This window comes from Xenorhabdus sp. XBWT (assembly GCF_059072735.1).
The window spans coordinates 802,954-819,177 of record NZ_CM180990.1; the positions used below are offsets into that span (position 1 = coordinate 802,954).

The window sequence follows — 16,224 nt, forward strand, 5'->3', positions numbered from 1 at the left end:
ATTGCACCAATCTGACTTCGGAATGAGTAATAAGTATCATGCTTCCATTTAGTTCAATAAATATCCATAATGGAGAAAAACTTATGATAGAGAGTCACTAATGGTTTTGCGTAACCTTGAAGATTTAAGCGTGTTTATTAGAATCATCGACACAGGTAGCTTTACCGCTGCTGCTCGAACTTTGGGATTATCACCGACCACTGTCAGTAAACAAATTGCACGCTTGGAGAAAAACCTTGGAATCGTTCTTTTTGTACGAAGTACCCGCTCATTACGTATCACACCTGAAGGCAAATTAATCGCTGAAAAAGTGAGGGCTGCATTAACACTAGTGGAAGAAGTGGCAGAAATTGCCAAGGATGGAAATGAATCTCTCACAGGTTTGATTAGACTTACCGCGCCAGTACCGCTTGGTCGGACTTATTTAACAGAATCAATTGCAAAGTTTAGAAATAAGTATCCATCTGTAGGATTCATCTTACATTTGACAGACAACATTGTTGATCTTTATAAGGCTGAAATGGATTTAGCCATCAGAGTGGCAAATTTAACTGATTCACGTTTAATTGCCAGACGATTAGCAGAAAACAAACGAATTTTAGTAGCTTCACCTAATTACCTCAAACTACATGGTGAACCTCAGGCTCCAGAAGAGCTGATTAACCATAATTGCCTGCTTTTTTCCGCTTCTGGAAATAAGAGGACAATATGGTCACTTCACAACAGAAACAACACGAAAGTCATTTCACTCTCAAGTGATTTAATCGCCAATAATGGTGATGTCTTACGAGCGTGGTGTACATCTGGTCTAGGTATAGCACTGCGAGAAACTTGGGATATAGCAAGTTTAATTCGCTCAAACAAGCTCATTCAGATATTGCCGGAATGGCAGGAAGAATCGTCACCAATTAATGTAGTGAGGGCAGGGAAACGACCAGTTCCACAACGTATCAAAAGTTTTATTGAGTTTCTCACTGAAGAATGGAGAATTCCCCCTTGGGAACGTTAACTGAACAAGCCAGTAAAATTATCATCAACCCGACTTGTTCCTCTCATCTTATAAAATACTTTGAATGACTCCACCATCAACACGTAAAGCAGTACCAGTTATTGCAGAAGCTAATGGTGAAGCTAAAAAGAGAACAGCATTAGCAACTTCTCCAGCAGTTGCCAACCGCCCCAGTAACGATGCAGGACGTGCTGTCTCAATAAAACGTTTGCCCGCCTCCTCAATTGAAAGTGTAGGGTCTGTGATAAGCTCTCTAACAAATCGTTCAACCCCTTCACTCTCGGTTGGTCCAGGTAAAACACTATTGACGGTGACTCCTGTTCCGGTAGCGGCTTGTGCGAATCCTCTTGCTGCCGCGACTTGGGCTGTTTTGGTTAGGTCATAATGTGGCATTTCTGCTGGAATCTGTAAGGCTGATTCACTGGAAATAAATACCACACGCCCCCATTTTTTCTCTATCATGAGTGGAATATATGAACGTGCCAGACGAATTCCACTTAGTACATTGATATTAAAGTAGTTAAGCCATTCCTCATCCCTGATTTCAAAAATTGGTTTAGGGGAAAAAATTCCAGCATTATTAATAAGAATATAAATATCCGAAAATTTCTTATTAATTAATTCGCATCCTTCTCTGGTTCCAACATCAGCGGCTACAGTAAAAACGCGATCCGAACCATTAAATTTATTAACTGCCTGAATTAAACGCTCTTCACCTCTTCCATTCAAAATAACGGAGGCGCCAGCTTTATACAGACTGTGCGCAATAGCCAATCCAATACCTGCTGTCGATCCTGTATCCAATACGTTGATTGACTCTAAATATAATATTCTCTTTCAATAAAAGTACCGATGACTTTATCATGCATTTCCGGCGATTTTGAATAGCCCAATGTTTTACGGTTTAATCGCTTAATTCGATTACGAAGGGTGAGATTTTCACGTTCTATCCGTTGCGTGAAACTTTTTCCGATGAGGTGTTTATTTGTTGGTAACATATTGTAAGCGTTGAAATTATCTGTACACCAGAAAGCCACATTGAATCGAGCGAGCTTTTTCAATAGCTTCTTTAGCGTTTTCTTACTCCGTCTTCCGAAGGTATGAGCAATGATACGCTTCAGGTGGGGTTCCCAAGCATACCATAACCAACGTTGTTGTTTTTTATTGCCGACAAAAGACCCCATCTCGTCAACTTCACAGATAAGCTGAATTTCCAAATTATCCAGTGGCAGTGTTGTTACCGATCTTGGGCGGAGTTTTTTAAGGTGCGAACAACAGCATTAATGCTGATATGTAATGCCCGTGCGGTATCACGAATACCTGAGTTATTCATGGCAAGATCAACGACTTGTTCTTTTATCCCGGCGTGACAGGCGCGATAAGAATAATCCAGTTGGAAAGTGCGATTACAGGACAAACAACGATAACGCTGATGACCACCTTTCCCTTTACCATGCTTTTTCACCTCTTTTATCTGGTCACAAAATCGGCATTTTACTTCAACTGTTGCCACTAAAGTTCTCCCCATAAAGAATGGCTAGTATACCTGATGAACAACGCCTTGAATACACAACCCTTTATTACTGGTCAAAAAATCAGTAATTAGATTTCTATCATTACATGAAGCAACTCGTCCTTAACGGTAAGATAATTAGTATATAAAACAAGCGAAAAAAGATGTAAAATATCTTAACCAATTAAAAACGAGAAATAGTGAATGTTTAATCTTGAACATATTGGATTTGTAGTAAGAAACAACATTCAGACTATTGTTGATGTTCTTGGCTTTAACCTTGCTGTAGGAGATATTTCAGATGATGATTATTTCATCTTGTCTCGCGGCTATGGTGAACTTTGCTGGGATGATAGTTTGTCTAGGGTGGGAAACAGAGAGGATAAGTTTGAGTTTTGTATCAAACTAGTAGAATGCGGGCATGTGCAAGGGCCACCGTCAGGTTTAGCTTTATGTACATATTTTGTAGATGAGCGAATCTTCGATATCCATATGATAGAGAACTTCTGTCGAGATAAGCCAGATCATCCGTTAAATGGAAAAATGTTTCAGCTTACTCTAATGGCGGCGTATTTGTTTTGTGAAGCTACAGAAGGGAAACTTGTTCGGGTCATTGAACCAGTGAAAGAAGTAATACCTTATTACGAGTCTTATGGATTCAGCATGCTTAAGTGCGGATACATTATGGAGGTTAATGTAACTGATATCAAAACAGTGTTTAAAAACCTTGCAACTTGATAAAAAAAAGACTAGACACTAAAGTGTAGAGTGATAGGATACGGCGACCAATTAAACATTAGTTAATTTTTGAATAGAAAAACTTTCTAATGTTAGTATCCCATGTGGTTAATAAACCATTGGAGAGAAGAATCTCTTAGGAGTAATTATGTCAAAGCAGAAAGCAACCATGAAAGACGTCAAGTTTGATACGCAGAAGGTGTATACTGCTATGGGTGCAGCTGTTGACCTGTTGATTAAAGCTGCTCCAGCAATGTTTGCAACCAAACCAGAAGTGGAGCTTCAAGGAAAGAGAAAGCATCACCAAAAAGCCGCATAAATTTGTGAGTAGCAATCAACAAGCCCGCCTTTGAGCGGGTTTTTTTATACCCAACTCCTAGCCGCCCGTGCGGGTTTTTCACATCTGCCGCCTCGTGCGGTTTTTTTACGTCCAAAAAACGAGGTTTCTATGTTTGGAATGCCAGATATACCAAACTGGAAGGGAATTCCTGACGCAGCCAAAGGCGCAGGAATTAGCTTAGGTGGTGCTGCATTGATAAACACGCTATTTGGTAATTACTGGGGAATAACAGCTCCACCATTTGTACTATCCTTAACTCCATTAACGAATCTATAGACCCCAGAGCCAATGCTGATGAGTTCCATCGGTTGGCGGTCAATGTACTCACGGCAAGAGGATTTGGGTTGGATATCTGGGGGCGGATAGTTGGTATTGGCAGAGACCTATCAATCCCCGACCCGAATATTAACTATTTCGGATTTGAAGAAGCAAAGAAATACACGCCATTTGATAATGCGCCATTTTATTCTGGCGGAACTGATACATCGTATATGATGGATGATTTAACATTTAAAGATGTCATTTTAATGAAAGCGTTTTCGAATATATTGAATGCAACAGCTCACCATATTAATCGGTTCTTACTATCCTGCTTCACTCGTGGCAGGGCATATTATTTAATAACGGGACATATGACCGCACGATATGTTTTTGAATATCGATTATCTGAATTAGAAAAGAATTTAATTTACAACAGAAAAATATTACCGCATCCATCGGGTGTACAAATAAGTATTATTGAATTACCGCTTGGTGAATTTTTCGGATTTTACGGCACTGGATTCTAGCCATTCGATCAGGCAGCATTTGCATAACAGGTGAATAATGAAAAACCCAAATTTAATACCAAAGCCTTTTGCTCAGAACGGACAAAAGGACGAGATACCTACGGGCTACAAATCAGACCTGCCCAACCAAAAAGCCACGTGGGATACTGGATTTCCTCAAATTACCATGATGCCAGTAACAGCAGGAGGGTTGCCGCCAAGCGGACGAGATTTTAATGGTGTATTTAATCAGATATCTGACAGGTTATTCCGGCTTAGTAAATTGACGTGGGGTCAATTAAAGCAACAGCCTAGACACGCACTTGGATTTGAAAAGATAGCAAGAAACGCAATTAAAGCGGGCATACCTAACCACATTACAGAAGATGTTGATTTTATTGATTTTAGATTTAATGGTCTGAAACCTATGGTTGGTTACAGGCGTGATTCTACTTTTTTCATTGTATGGTTAGATAGAAGATTTAACCTATATAGTCATGGATAATAACTATACCAATCTAACTTGAAGATGCAGGTTTTAAAATCTGAAAGTTGTCAGTAAGTCGAGTCGTGAGTTCTTTCGCTTTTTCTGGCAACGTGACATGAAAAAAGTGACGAAGGGTTTCACGGAATGTCTTCGCATCCGGAAAATAAACATTGTTACGTACTTGCTCATTCATATACTTCCACAATCGCTCTATCGGATTGAGATTCGGGCTGTAAGGCGGTAGGTAATGCAATTCAATATTAAGGACATACGCCATCTCTTTCACTAATTCTGCTCGGTGGTAACCCGCCCCATCCAGAATAATATGGATTTTTTGCGAAAGCGGGTAAGTTTCCCGGAGCGCCCCGAAGAAATACGCGATGTTTTCAGCATTGATACTTGGATATTCACGGATCACGGTGTCTTCAATTCGTTGTAAATTGAGGGCTCCCAGAATATTGAGACGGGTACGGCTGCCGGTGGTTTCGACCACTTTTACCTGATTTTTCCCTGCTTTCATCCAACCATAGCTGAGCTTTGCGGACTGTGAAGGATGCACCGCATCAATAAATAGGATAGGTTCATTTTGACCCGCCCGGTCTTTAAGAGACTGGTAGTCATCAATAAATTGTTGCTGTTGATCCGCATCGAATTTATGAGGCACTCCCTTTGGCTTTTTGTAGCTGAAACCCTGGCGGTGAAGCCATTTCGTCATTCCGCCCACGCTGAAAGACACCTGCCAACGTGCTCGGACGTAAGCCACAATTTGGGCGGTGGTATGCATCAAATTTGTCGTCAAATAATCAATCAAGTCGGCGGTTTGTTCGGCAGAGAGATGGCTTTCAGAACCGCCATTTTCCGGGGTGAGCTTTTCCTGAGCGATAAAATCTTTTAGGTGACGGCTTACCGTACTTTCATGAATACGCAAGGCCTGTGCAATCATCTGAGCAGTCCAGCCCTCGGACGCCAAAAGCACCGCCTTGATGCGATCACAAACTCGACTGTCGCGCGTTGTATCATGCATCAATTCGAGGGCATGTTTTTGTTCTGGTGTCAGATGAATTTTCATGGTTGCAAGCATGATCGGGTTTGGATAAGAAATCAAGCATCTTCAAAGGAGATTGGTATATATCGCCAAGTGCAGCAGCGGGTAAATACTTACGATACGGCAGCATCGCGCGGCAAATTAAACGTGATTTATGGACAACATGAAGTGAATGAGAATGAAGTCAGGATCGATATCAACGGCATTACGATCCCAGGCTTTAAGCAACCAATTCAATATTCAAAAACTAAAAAATATATCGATTTTTAATTATGCAGTCAGTTTTATATTTCTATATTTGTGTATTTAAAACCTGCATCTTCAAGTTAATTTCATATAGTTGTGTTTTTTTATTTTTCATGTGAAGTCTGTCACTAAAAAAATCAACATAAGACTGAACTTTATCAGTCTTATGTTGGAGATGAATATCAAAGATGTCTTGAATCAGGAGGATAGACTAAGCTAATTTGCTTTTCTTTAAAGCTAAATAGTCCAGAATTCCACCCAAGAAAAGGCTTACGGCTCCAATAAGTACACCCCAGGTTAATAGCGGGGATATATAGTCACCTATGTTGTTAAGATATAGAATATATTCTGGAGATATATCATATATCAGGGGCACAAAATAAATTATGATGAACAGTATACTGCTAATAATTAACCAGATTACAAACATCAAGGCAGCAAGCACCATGATAATAAAAGTGGACTTATAATATTTTTTGAACAGAGTACGAGGAATAAATGAGTCAGTTTCTTGGGTATATGTCAGTGTCTTACGGCAGATAAATAACAGCATAAGCCCCGGTAATCCGACAATAACAGAAAACAAATAAAACATAGGCCAGCTATATGCTTCTGCAAACCAACCTGCCACCGGGCCAACATAAACCCGGCCAACGGCCGACAGTGCAGAAAGTAACGCGAACTGAGTTGCTGAGAATGATTTATTGCACAGGGTCATCAGTAAGGCAACAAAAGCTGCGGTACCCATACCACCACAGATATTTTCCAGAAAAATAGCGGCCCCCATGACATAAATATCTTTAGGAGTAACCGCAAGTATCCAGTAACCGAAATTTGAAACGGTTTGAAGGATACCGAATATCATCAGAGCACGGAATAGGCTCAGCTTCTGCATCAAATAACCACCGTACAATGCACCAATAATGGTTGCCCCGAGTCCGAGGGTTTTATTGACCATGCCTACTTCAGCAGGAGTGAAGCCGACACCACGAATAAGGAATGGTGTACTGAGTGAAATAGCAAAGGCATCTGCCAGTTTATACAGTATGATTAATAGAAGGATAAGCCAGGCATTGTTTCGACTGAAAAAATTATACAAAGGCTCTAATACCGCTTGATGCAACGTTTTTGGGGGTGCTGTATTTATTTCTGGTTCTTTGGCTGTCAGAGTAGCATAAACACCAATCAGCATCATGCCTGCCATAACCCAGTACATGCTTTGCCAGCCGATATAGGTAGCTATCAATAACGCTAATCCACCGGAAACCAGCATAGCCAGCCGATATCCCAGAACAGAAATAGCGGCACCTGTTCCCCTTTCTTCTTGTGGCAGCAAGTCGGTTTTATAGGCATCGAAAATAATATCCTGAGAGGCGGAGAAGAAAGCCACTGAAACGGCTAATGCAGCGAGCCACCATAAATGTTGGGAAGGTTGGAGAAAACCCATTGCTGCGATACTGACGATCAATAAAAGCTGAGTAACAAGCATCCATCCTCGTCTTCGCCCTAATAATGAGGGTGAATATCGATCCATTACGGGTGCCCAGAGGAATTTAAAAACATAGGCTTGACCAACTAATGTGAAAAACCCGATAGTTCGGATATCAACGTTTTCAACAGTCATCCATGCTTGTAACGTTCCAGCAGTGAGCGCAAGAGGTAGGCCAGAAGCAAAGCCCAATAATAGAAGGGTACGATAATTGCGTAATGCAGATAGGTTTAAATAACGATGGCTAGTCATGAGTCTCCTAAAAACTTTCTGCCTGTTGCCTAGTTCAGTCAGAGCCAGGCAAAAAGTTTATTCATTATCCTGTTATTGCACGTTTTGTTTGATGAAGGTACTGATTGATGTATCTTGAGCCATGTCCGCGATCGCGTCAGATAAAACCGTATTTACAGCATCAGCAATTTTGGCATTTGTTGCACTTAATGGTGCTTGGGCATTGTAACTGGTACGATAGTTTTTAGTTTGCTTATTGCCATTTTGAGCATAAACAATGATAGATATCTCTGCCTTGGCCGAGATATCATGGCGCAGACTCCCTTCTTTCACATTGGCATAGAGCTGATTTACAGTGACTTGCAAATTTGCATTAGCAGGAGAACCAATCATATAGCCGCGAGCCACCATTTGTTTTTCCAGTACTTCTTGCAGTAAAAAACGTAAATCACGGGAAGGGAGGAGAGTGACTAAGCGAGCATCACGATTAATTTGAGCAAGAGCTTGAGATTGACGATGATCGACCCCACTAATACTGATTGTGATCGCCTTCATTGTTGGGTCTGCCTGTGGCAGAGTGATTTTAGGTTGAATAATCAATGTATTGCCTGAGTCTGCGCAGCCGGATAAGCCAATTAAAAAGAAAAGTGTGATCACTGAAATAAATATTTTCTTTAGCATTTGAGTTTTCTCAATTCAAGATTTGAATACCCGATATATTAAAACAGGTAGTATAAATCGTAGGTAGTATAAACTGTCGTAATCATAGCATCGCCATTGATAACGGCATATCCCTTATGATTGATATATAGGGAGAAGTACTTAAGCAAATGCTGTTAAAGAGGTTTGGTTGCCCTGATGTTATAAATCACGGGAAATAAACTAAAATTAATTATGTGATTAATAAATAACCTTAGGTGATTAAGGAGAATGAGATGGTTCGTCAGGAAATAGAAACAAAGTTACAGGCGGCATTTAAGCCTTCTCATCTGGAAGTTGTCGATGAAAGTTATCGTCATAATGTGCCTGCTGGTTCCGAAAGCCATTTTAAAGTCATTGTAATAAGCAATGACTTTATTGAACAACGAATGATCAGCCGACATCGCTCAGTATACAGTGTCTTGGCTAAAGAGTTGGAAGAAGGGGTGCATGCTTTGGCGCTCCATACTTATACAGAGAAAGAGTGGGCAGAATTAGGAGATAGTGTTTTGGCTTCCCCTGCATGCCGTGGTGGAAGCACAACGACATCAACTTTGTGATTTTTTAGCCTAATTCAATAGCCTATTCCGCTTTATTTTATTAATCTAAATAGCAACTAAAAATTGTAGATCACTCCCTTACTTCTCGCAACGCGAGGAGTAAGGGAACCTCATAATTTGTGTGTATCACTATTATGAATAGCCTATTTAGGTCTTAATTTTAGATAGCAGCTTTCGGGCTGTATTTTTATTTATATACATAGGACATATACCCAATGGATTTCAAGATGTGGAGTGACGGCAAAAGTACTAATCTCTGGAAGCATAGATAGTTATGTGACTGGGGTGAGTGAACACAGCCAACAAAGCTGCAATTTGAAAGACGAAGGGGATAAACAATATAGTGATGTGGCTAGTGAGTAACATTTATCACATAAGTCAACGAATCATGCATGCTTTTATCTGCAATTCTCGACTCATACTGTCTGCATCGCTATAATGTTGCGTCTAAATTTTTAGAATGGTTTCGGGACGCTTCTGATCACAGGGATTCTCGGTTTTAAATACGACCGCCCCGGTTCTTAAAGAGTGCTGTGATCTACTTATTTTAAGTATTGCAGTCATTCTGAAGTTGACCGAGCACTATGATTTTTTTGAGGTAACAAGATGCAAGTTTCTGTTGAAACCACTCAAGGCCTTGGGCGTCGTGTGTCAATCACCGTTCCTGCTGCCGATATCGAAAAAGCAGTTAGCAGTGAATTGGTTAATGTAGCAAAGAAAGTCCGTATTGACGGTTTTCGTAAAGGCAAAGTGCCAATGAAGATCGTCCAGCAACGTTACGGCGCTTCTGTTCTTCAGGATGTTCTGGGTGATTTGATGCAACGCAATTTTGTCGATGCGATTATTGAGCAGAAAATCAATCCAGCGGGCGCACCAAGCTACAAACCAGAGCAGTTCAAAGAAGGTGAAGACTTTATTTATTCAGTTGAGTTTGAAGTTTATCCAGAAATTGAACTGAAAGGCCTGGAAGAAATTGAAGTTGAAAAACCTGTTGTTGAAGTGAAAGATGCAGACGTTGACACTATGCTGGACACTCTGCGTAAACAGCAGGCAAATTGGAAAGAAACAGATGAAGCAGTCGTTGCAGAAGATCGTGTAACTGTTGACTTTACTGGTTCTATCGATGGTGAAGAGTTCGAGGGCGGTAAATCAACTGACTTCGTTCTGGCAATGGGTCAGGGCCGTATGATCCCTGGCTTTGAAGACGGTATCGTTGGTCACAAAGCAGGTGAAGAGTTTACTATTGATGTAACTTTCCCAGAAGATTACCATGCAGAAAATCTGAAAGGTAAAGAAGCTAATTTTTTGATCAACCTGAAGAAAGTTGAACAGCGTGAACTGCCAGAACTGACTGAAGAATTCATCCAGCGTTTTGGTATTGCTGATGGTACTGTTGAAGGTCTGCGTGCTGAAGTTCGTAAGAACATGGAACGTGAACTGAAAAATGCTGTTCGTAATCGTATCAAAACTCAGGTTCTTGATGGTCTGGTTGAGGCTAACGAAATTGAAGTTCCTGCTGCAGTTATTGATGGTGAAATCGATGTACTGCGTCGTCAGGCGGCTCAGCGTTTTGGTGGCAATGAGAAACAAGCTCTGGAACTGCCACGTGAACTGTTCGAAGAGCAGGCGAAACGTCGCGTTGTTGTTGGTTTGCTGTTAGGTGAAGTTATCAGCAGCAATGAGCTGAAAGTAGACGAAGATCGCGTTAATGCACTGATCGAAGAGATGGCTGCAGCTTATGAAGATCCGAAAGAAGTTGTTGAATACTACAGCAAAAACAAAGAAATGATGAACAATGTTCGTAACATCGCCCTAGAAGAACAGGCTGTTGAACTTGTTCTGAGTAAAGCTAAAGTTTCTGAAAAAGAAACTGGCTTCAATGATCTTATGAACCAAAATCAACTGGCATAAGTTTCATTTATTGATTGCCTGGGATGATGAAATCTCACTCTCAATGAAGGAAACCCGCAGGCAATGCTTGCGGGTTTTTTTATTTTTCTTGAAAAAAACAGATTTAACCTCATATCCTTTCTTACTATTATGTAAGGGCTTACTACTTTTTAGAGGGAAGAAAACCCCTTATGAGTTAACTTTGGATCATGGTCATCATCGCTTATCTCAAGTAGAATCAGTTATGAATGGCACCAGCGTGAGTTCTATTAGGAGACGGAAATGTCATACAGTGGCAAGCAAGATCAATATGCACCTAACATGTCTTTGGTGCCGATGGTGGTTGAACAAACAGCACGTGGGGAGCGTGCATTTGATATTTACTCCCGTTTATTAAAAGATCGTATTATTTTTCTGACAGGCCAAGTTGAAGATCATATGGCGAATTTGATTACCGCCCAAATGTTATTCTTGGAAGCAGAAAACCCAGAAAAAGATATTCATCTATATATCAACTCGCCGGGTGGTGTTATTACGGCTGGTATGTCTATTTATGACACGATGCAGTTTATCAAACCAGATGTGAGTACTATTTGTATGGGGCAGGCCTGTTCAATGGGGGCGTTCCTGCTGACAGCTGGAGCAAAAGGTAAGCGTTTCTGTCTACCAAATTCCAGGGTTATGATTCATCAGCCATTAGGTGGTTTCCAAGGGCAGGCGACAGACATTGAAATCCATGCGCAGGAAATACTCAAGGTTAGAGCTCGTATGAATGAGTTGATGGCAAAACATACTGGGCAACCGCTTGATAAGATTGCAGAGGACACTGAACGTGATCGTTTCTTATCAGCGTCGGAGGCCGTAGAATACGGGTTGGTTGATAGTATATTCACCCAGCGAAACTAATTTATTGACAATTATTTTATTACTCCGGTGCTGGTTTTTTCTGAACGCTTTTTGTCTTAGTGTCAGACTAAGCGGAGTAATAAAACAGCGTTTTTTCTGTTATGCCAGATAAACTGGGATAACAGCTCATAAAGTGAGGTTGACTGATGACAGATAAGCGCAAAGACGGTTCAGGAAAGCTGCTGTATTGCTCTTTCTGCGGGAAAAGCCAACATGAAGTGCGGAAATTAATAGCTGGCCCGTCAGTGTATATCTGCGATGAATGTGTCGATTTATGTAATGATATCATTCGCGAAGAAATTAAAGAGTTAGTACCACATCGTGAGCGTAGTACATTGCCTACCCCTCATGAAATTCGTCAACATCTGGATGATTATGTCATTGGTCAGGAACCGGCGAAAAAGGTATTGGCAGTGGCCGTCTATAACCATTACAAGAGATTGCGTAATGGTGACACCAGTAATGGTGTGGAATTAGGCAAGAGTAATATTTTGCTGATTGGCCCGACGGGTAGCGGTAAGACTTTGTTAGCTGAGACACTTGCCCGCTATTTAGATGTTCCGTTTACTATGGCTGATGCCACAACATTGACTGAAGCGGGTTATGTTGGGGAAGATGTCGAGAATATTATCCAGAAACTTCTGCAAAAATGTGACTACGATGTACAGAAAGCACAACGTGGTATCGTGTATATTGATGAAATAGATAAGATTTCTCGTAAGTCTGATAACCCTTCAATTACCCGTGACGTATCGGGTGAAGGGGTTCAGCAGGCACTGTTGAAACTGATTGAAGGTACTGTGGCAGCGGTTCCACCTCAAGGTGGTCGTAAGCATCCACAGCAGGAATTCTTGCAGGTTGATACATCCAAAATCTTATTTATCTGTGGTGGTGCGTTTGCCGGTTTGGACAAAGTTGTCAGCCAGCGCTTGAATGTCAGTTCAGGCATTGGTTTTAGTGCTACAGTTAAAGGCGAATCGGAGAAAGCAACAGAGGGTGAATTACTGGCTCAGATTGAACCAGAAGACTTGATCAAATTTGGGTTAATTCCTGAATTCATTGGTCGTCTACCTGTTGTGGCAACGCTGACTGAGCTTAATGAAGAAGCATTGATTCAGATCCTTCAGGTACCGAAGAATGCACTGACCAAACAGTATCAGGCCCTATTTAATCTTGAGGGCGTTGAACTGGAGTTCAGAAAAGAAGCACTTACTGCTATTGCGAAAAAAGCAATGGCACGTAAAACAGGTGCCCGTGGTCTTCGTTCAATTGTTGAAGGTGTTTTGCTAGATACAATGTATGACCTGCCATCAATGGAACACATAGAAAAAGTTGTCGTTGATGAAACGGTTGTTGAAGAGAAATCCGCACCATTATTAATATACAGCAAGCCGGATGCCCAAGTTTCTGGTGAGTGAAGAAAATAGGGTAGGAAATACCGATTATCAATATCCATTGAAAAAATAAATGAGGGATTCTCCCTCATTTTGTTTTTTGCCGTTATAGGCTATTGAATGTCAGATTCTTGTCCCCATATATTTTATATTCTTTGAAGTGAAACTCGTGAAAACCGTGTTTCACGAGATTCCTAAAAACTGGCGAAAGCTGTACCCGATAAATTTCGAGTTACATCGCGACGGCAAGTTAATCGATTCACAGGAGCATAGCTACTATATAGCGACTATGTGATTGGAGTGAATGAGCGCAGCCAACAGAGAGACAACTTGAAAGATGAAGGGTATAAACGAAGAGAGAGCTCTATGAATCCTGAGCGTTCCGAACGCATAGAAATCCCTGTATTGCCTTTGCGCGATGTAGTGGTTTACCCACATATGGTGATCCCTCTGTTTGTTGGGCGTGAGAAGTCAATTCATTGCCTGGAAGCAGCAATGGATCATGACAAACAGGTCATGTTGGTCGCGCAAAAAGAAGCATCCACTGATGAGCCAGGAGTCAATGATCTTTTCTCCGTAGGTACAGTGGCTTCTGTTTTACAGATGTTAAAATTGCCAGATGGTACAGTAAAAGTTCTGGTTGAGGGTTTGCAGCGTGCTCGCATTACCACATTAACGGATAATGGTGAGTATTTTTATGCACAGGTTGAATGCCTTGAATCTCCTGAAGTAGATGAACGTGAACAAGAAGTTCTGGTAAGAACTGCTATTAATCAGTTTGAAGGTTACGTCAAACTGAATAAAAAGATCCCGCCGGAAGTATTGACATCGTTGCATAGTATTGATGATTTGGCAAAATTGGCAGATACCATTGCCGCTCATATGCCTTTGAAAATCAATGATAAGCAGGCAGTTTTAGAAATGTCTGATGTTGTTGAACGCATTGAATACCTGATAGCCATGATGGAATCAGAAATCGATCTGTTACAGGTAGAAAAACGTATCCGTAATCGCGTTAAAAAACAGATGGAAAAAAGCCAGCGCGAGTACTACCTGAATGAACAAATGAAAGCGATTCAGAAAGAGTTGGGCGAGATGGATGATGCGCCTGATGAGTATGAAACGCTTAAACGCAAGATCGAAGATGCGAAAATGCCGAAAGAGGCTCGCGAAAAAGCAGAAGCTGAGTTGCAGAAATTAAAAATGATGTCTCCGATGTCAGCAGAAGCGACGGTCGTTCGTAGTTACATTGACTGGATGGTACAAGTTCCTTGGGTTACGCGTAGCAAGGTTAAGAAAGATTTAGTTAAAGCTCAGGAAGTGCTGGATATAGATCATTATGGTCTGGAGCGTGTTAAAGAGCGTATTCTTGAATATCTCGCAGTACAAAGCCGTGTTAGCAAGCTCAAAGGGCCAATACTCTGTCTGGTAGGACCTCCGGGAGTGGGTAAAACCTCATTGGGTCGTTCCATTGCATGTGCGACAGGACGGAAATATGTGCGTATGGCATTGGGAGGCGTGCATGATGAAGCTGAAATCCGTGGGCATCGCCGTACCTATATCGGCTCTATGCCAGGTAAATTGATTCAGAAGATGTCCAAGATTGGGGTTAAAAACCCACTGTTTCTGTTGGATGAGATTGATAAAATGTCATCCGATATGCGGGGTGATCCAGCCTCAGCTTTATTGGAAGTACTTGATCCTGAACAGAATGTGGCATTTAACGATCACTACCTTGAAGTAGATTACGATCTGTCTGATGTGATGTTTGTGGCAACATCCAACTCCATGAATATTCCAGCACCGTTGCTGGATCGTATGGAAGTTATTCGTTTGTCAGGTTATACCGAAGATGAAAAACTGAATATTGCCAAACGCCACTTAGTGCCAAAACAGATCGAACGCAATGCGTTGAAGAAAGGTGAACTGTCCATTGATGATGGTGCGATTATTGGCATAATTCGTTATTACACTCGTGAGGCTGGCGTTCGCAGTCTGGAGCGTGAAATCTCTAAATTGTGTCGTAAAGCTGTTAAAGCACTACTGATGGATAAAAAGATTAAGCACATTGAAATCAATGCGGATAATCTGAAAGACTATCTGGGTGTACAGCGTGTGGATTATGGTCGCGCCGATACAGAAAACCTTGTTGGTCAGGTAACGGGCCTTGCGTGGACAGAGGTGGGCGGTGATCTGCTGACGATTGAAACAGCCAGTGTGCCGGGTAAAGGTAAATTGACTTATACCGGTTCATTGGGTGAAGTGATGCAGGAATCCATCCAGGCCGCATTGACAGTCGTTCGGGCTCGTGCAAATAAATTGGGTATCAGTTCTGATTTCCATGAAAAACGTGATATTCACGTTCACGTACCAGAAGGAGCTACCCCAAAAGATGGGCCGAGTGCAGGTATTGCAATGTGCACAGCACTGGTTTCTTGCCTGACTGGTAATCCAGTTAACGCTGATGTCGCTATGACGGGGGAAATTACCTTGCGTGGTTTAGTTTTGCCAATTGGTGGCTTGAAAGAGAAACTACTGGCAGCGCATCGTGGGGGAATTAAAACAGTTGTGATTCCATATGAGAATAAACGGGATCTGGAAGAGATCCCTCAGAATGTGATCAAAGATTTAGAGATCCATCCTGTTAAGCGCATAGAGGATGTTTTGTCTATTGCTTTGCAGGAACCGGCATTTGGAACAGAAGTAGTATCACTAAAATAGTACAAAAATAGTGAGCTAATTCAAGAAATGTGTATAAAATTTAAGTTGGCGAGTAAATTCAGACTTGCCAGCTTTTTTTGTATCATTAAGTTAGTTTAGTCTAATTATCCGATTAAATATTTTGCTGTTCCATGATTTCTTGCTAATACTGGAAAGGATTGATATGACAGCGTGACTGTTGTGTTATCT

17 protein-coding genes are annotated in these 16,224 nt (G+C 41.3%); 12 read left to right on the forward strand and 5 right to left on the reverse strand.

The window, feature by feature from the left end; translation table 11 throughout:
* Positions 1-100: 100 nt before the first annotated feature.
* On the forward strand, positions 101-1,009 hold the full coding sequence (locus tag AC5JQI_RS03495; RefSeq protein ID WP_493913747.1) for a LysR family transcriptional regulator: 909 nt from the start codon (positions 101-103) through the stop codon (positions 1,007-1,009).
* Positions 1,010-1,057: 48 nt separating this feature from the next.
* Here AC5JQI_RS03495 and AC5JQI_RS03500 read toward each other — a convergent pair whose 3' ends face one another.
* Both AC5JQI_RS03500 and AC5JQI_RS03505 read right to left on the reverse strand, forming a co-directional pair.
* Positions 1,058-1,813, reverse strand: coding sequence for an SDR family NAD(P)-dependent oxidoreductase (locus tag AC5JQI_RS03500; protein WP_493913748.1), 756 nt, complete (start codon positions 1,811-1,813; stop codon positions 1,058-1,060).
* Positions 1,814-1,827: 14 nt separating this feature from the next.
* Positions 1,828-2,522, reverse strand: a protein-coding gene (locus tag AC5JQI_RS03505; RefSeq protein ID WP_493913749.1) for an IS1 family transposase whose coding sequence is annotated in 2 segments (ribosomal slippage) — positions 1,828-2,273 and positions 2,273-2,522 — 696 coding nt in all. Because the reading frame shifts where the segments join, the coding sequence is not laid out codon by codon here.
* A 204-nt stretch (positions 2,523-2,726) separates the two neighbouring features.
* Here AC5JQI_RS03505 and AC5JQI_RS03510 point away from each other — a divergent pair.
* The 5 genes from AC5JQI_RS03510 to AC5JQI_RS03530 all read left to right on the forward strand — a co-directional run bounded on the left by AC5JQI_RS03510 (position 2,727) and on the right by AC5JQI_RS03530 (position 4,872).
* Positions 2,727-3,260 (forward strand): hypothetical protein, encoded by a 534-nt coding sequence (locus tag AC5JQI_RS03510; RefSeq protein WP_493913750.1) that lies wholly within the window; start codon positions 2,727-2,729, stop codon positions 3,258-3,260.
* A 148-nt stretch (positions 3,261-3,408) separates the two neighbouring features.
* On the forward strand, positions 3,409-3,579 hold the full coding sequence (locus AC5JQI_RS03515; RefSeq protein WP_493913751.1) for a hypothetical protein: 171 nt from the start codon (positions 3,409-3,411) through the stop codon (positions 3,577-3,579).
* Positions 3,580-3,717: 138 nt separating this feature from the next.
* Positions 3,718-3,876, forward strand: a complete 159-nt coding sequence (locus tag AC5JQI_RS03520) for a hypothetical protein (protein WP_493913752.1) — start codon at positions 3,718-3,720, stop codon at positions 3,874-3,876.
* The gene (locus AC5JQI_RS03525; RefSeq protein WP_493914594.1) at positions 3,873-4,388 is read left to right on the forward strand and encodes a baseplate wedge 1 family protein; all 516 of its coding nucleotides are present in this window, start codon (positions 3,873-3,875) and stop codon (positions 4,386-4,388) included. Before AC5JQI_RS03520 ends, AC5JQI_RS03525 begins: the two co-directional genes overlap by 4 nt.
* Before the next feature lie 37 nt (positions 4,389-4,425).
* Positions 4,426-4,872 carry a hypothetical protein gene (locus AC5JQI_RS03530; RefSeq protein WP_493913753.1) on the forward strand — a complete coding sequence of 149 codons (447 nt, stop codon included), beginning with the start codon at positions 4,426-4,428 and terminating at the stop codon, positions 4,870-4,872.
* A gap of 13 nt (positions 4,873-4,885) precedes the next feature.
* Here the strand turns inward: AC5JQI_RS03530 and AC5JQI_RS03535 are convergent, their stop codons facing one another.
* Complete coding sequence (locus AC5JQI_RS03535; protein WP_337167755.1) at positions 4,886-5,923, reverse strand: IS630 family transposase; 1,038 nt, start codon at positions 5,921-5,923, stop codon at positions 4,886-4,888.
* Between AC5JQI_RS03535 and AC5JQI_RS03540 the strand changes: the two genes are divergently transcribed.
* Positions 5,912-6,169: a hypothetical protein gene (locus tag AC5JQI_RS03540; protein ID WP_493913754.1), complete on the forward strand. Its 258-nt coding sequence runs from the start codon at positions 5,912-5,914 to the stop codon at positions 6,167-6,169. The two genes, AC5JQI_RS03535 and AC5JQI_RS03540, sit on opposite strands and share 12 nt — an antisense overlap.
* A 187-nt stretch (positions 6,170-6,356) precedes the next feature.
* Here AC5JQI_RS03540 and ampG read toward each other — a convergent pair whose 3' ends face one another.
* Together ampG and AC5JQI_RS03550 are read right to left on the reverse strand one after the other, a co-directional pair.
* The gene (gene ampG, locus AC5JQI_RS03545; protein WP_493913755.1) at positions 6,357-7,886 is read right to left on the reverse strand and encodes a muropeptide MFS transporter AmpG; all 1,530 of its coding nucleotides are present in this window, start codon (positions 7,884-7,886) and stop codon (positions 6,357-6,359) included.
* A 72-nt stretch (positions 7,887-7,958) separates the two neighbouring features.
* A complete protein-coding gene (locus tag AC5JQI_RS03550) occupies positions 7,959-8,546 on the reverse strand; it encodes a lipoprotein (RefSeq protein WP_493913756.1) in 588 nt (195 codons plus the stop codon).
* A 254-nt stretch (positions 8,547-8,800) separates the two neighbouring features.
* Here AC5JQI_RS03550 and bolA point away from each other — a divergent pair, with 254 nt between their 5' ends.
* The 5 genes from bolA to lon all read left to right on the forward strand — a co-directional run bounded on the left by bolA (position 8,801) and on the right by lon (position 16,035).
* Positions 8,801-9,124: a transcriptional regulator BolA gene (gene bolA / locus AC5JQI_RS03555; RefSeq protein ID WP_493913757.1), complete on the forward strand. Its 324-nt coding sequence runs from the start codon at positions 8,801-8,803 to the stop codon at positions 9,122-9,124.
* A 606-nt stretch (positions 9,125-9,730) separates the two neighbouring features.
* Positions 9,731-11,035 carry a trigger factor gene (gene tig / locus AC5JQI_RS03560; protein ID WP_493913758.1) on the forward strand — a complete coding sequence of 435 codons (1,305 nt, stop codon included), beginning with the start codon at positions 9,731-9,733 and terminating at the stop codon, positions 11,033-11,035.
* 261 nt (positions 11,036-11,296) lie between these two features.
* The gene (gene clpP, locus AC5JQI_RS03565) at positions 11,297-11,920 is read left to right on the forward strand and encodes an ATP-dependent Clp endopeptidase proteolytic subunit ClpP (RefSeq protein ID WP_323854492.1); all 624 of its coding nucleotides are present in this window, start codon (positions 11,297-11,299) and stop codon (positions 11,918-11,920) included.
* Between the two features lie 146 nt (positions 11,921-12,066).
* Positions 12,067-13,338 (forward strand): ATP-dependent protease ATP-binding subunit ClpX, encoded by a 1,272-nt coding sequence (gene clpX, locus AC5JQI_RS03570; protein ID WP_493913759.1) that lies wholly within the window; start codon positions 12,067-12,069, stop codon positions 13,336-13,338.
* A 342-nt stretch (positions 13,339-13,680) separates the two neighbouring features.
* Entirely contained in the window at positions 13,681-16,035 is a 2,355-nt protein-coding gene (gene lon, locus AC5JQI_RS03575; protein ID WP_237385535.1) for an endopeptidase La, read from the forward strand.
* The last annotated feature ends 189 nt before the right edge of the window (positions 16,036-16,224 follow it).

Excerpts from the sequence above, each read along its gene's own strand:
- bolA (WP_493913757.1), top strand. The coding sequence starts at position 8,801 with ATGGTTCGTCAGGAAATAGAAACAAAGTTACAGGCGGCATTTAAGCCT.
- AC5JQI_RS03510 (WP_493913750.1), top strand. The coding sequence starts at position 2,727 with ATGTTTAATCTTGAACATATTGGATTTGTAGTAAGAAACAACATTCAG.
- clpX (WP_493913759.1), top strand. The coding sequence starts at position 12,067 with ATGACAGATAAGCGCAAAGACGGTTCAGGAAAGCTGCTGTATTGCTCT.
- tig (WP_493913758.1), top strand. The coding sequence starts at position 9,731 with ATGCAAGTTTCTGTTGAAACCACTCAAGGCCTTGGGCGTCGTGTGTCA.
- AC5JQI_RS03530 (WP_493913753.1), top strand. The coding sequence starts at position 4,426 with ATGAAAAACCCAAATTTAATACCAAAGCCTTTTGCTCAGAACGGACAA.
- AC5JQI_RS03540 (WP_493913754.1), top strand. The coding sequence starts at position 5,912 with ATGAATTTTCATGGTTGCAAGCATGATCGGGTTTGGATAAGAAATCAA.
- clpP (WP_323854492.1), top strand. The coding sequence starts at position 11,297 with ATGTCATACAGTGGCAAGCAAGATCAATATGCACCTAACATGTCTTTG.
- AC5JQI_RS03535 (WP_337167755.1), bottom strand. The coding sequence starts at position 5,923 with ATGAAAATTCATCTGACACCAGAACAAAAACATGCCCTCGAATTGATG.
- AC5JQI_RS03515 (WP_493913751.1), top strand. The coding sequence starts at position 3,409 with ATGTCAAAGCAGAAAGCAACCATGAAAGACGTCAAGTTTGATACGCAG.
- AC5JQI_RS03495 (WP_493913747.1), top strand. The coding sequence starts at position 101 with ATGGTTTTGCGTAACCTTGAAGATTTAAGCGTGTTTATTAGAATCATC.
- lon (WP_237385535.1), top strand. The coding sequence starts at position 13,681 with ATGAATCCTGAGCGTTCCGAACGCATAGAAATCCCTGTATTGCCTTTG.
- AC5JQI_RS03550 (WP_493913756.1), bottom strand. The coding sequence starts at position 8,546 with ATGCTAAAGAAAATATTTATTTCAGTGATCACACTTTTCTTTTTAATT.
- AC5JQI_RS03520 (WP_493913752.1), top strand. The coding sequence starts at position 3,718 with ATGCCAGATATACCAAACTGGAAGGGAATTCCTGACGCAGCCAAAGGC.
- ampG (WP_493913755.1), bottom strand. The coding sequence starts at position 7,886 with ATGACTAGCCATCGTTATTTAAACCTATCTGCATTACGCAATTATCGT.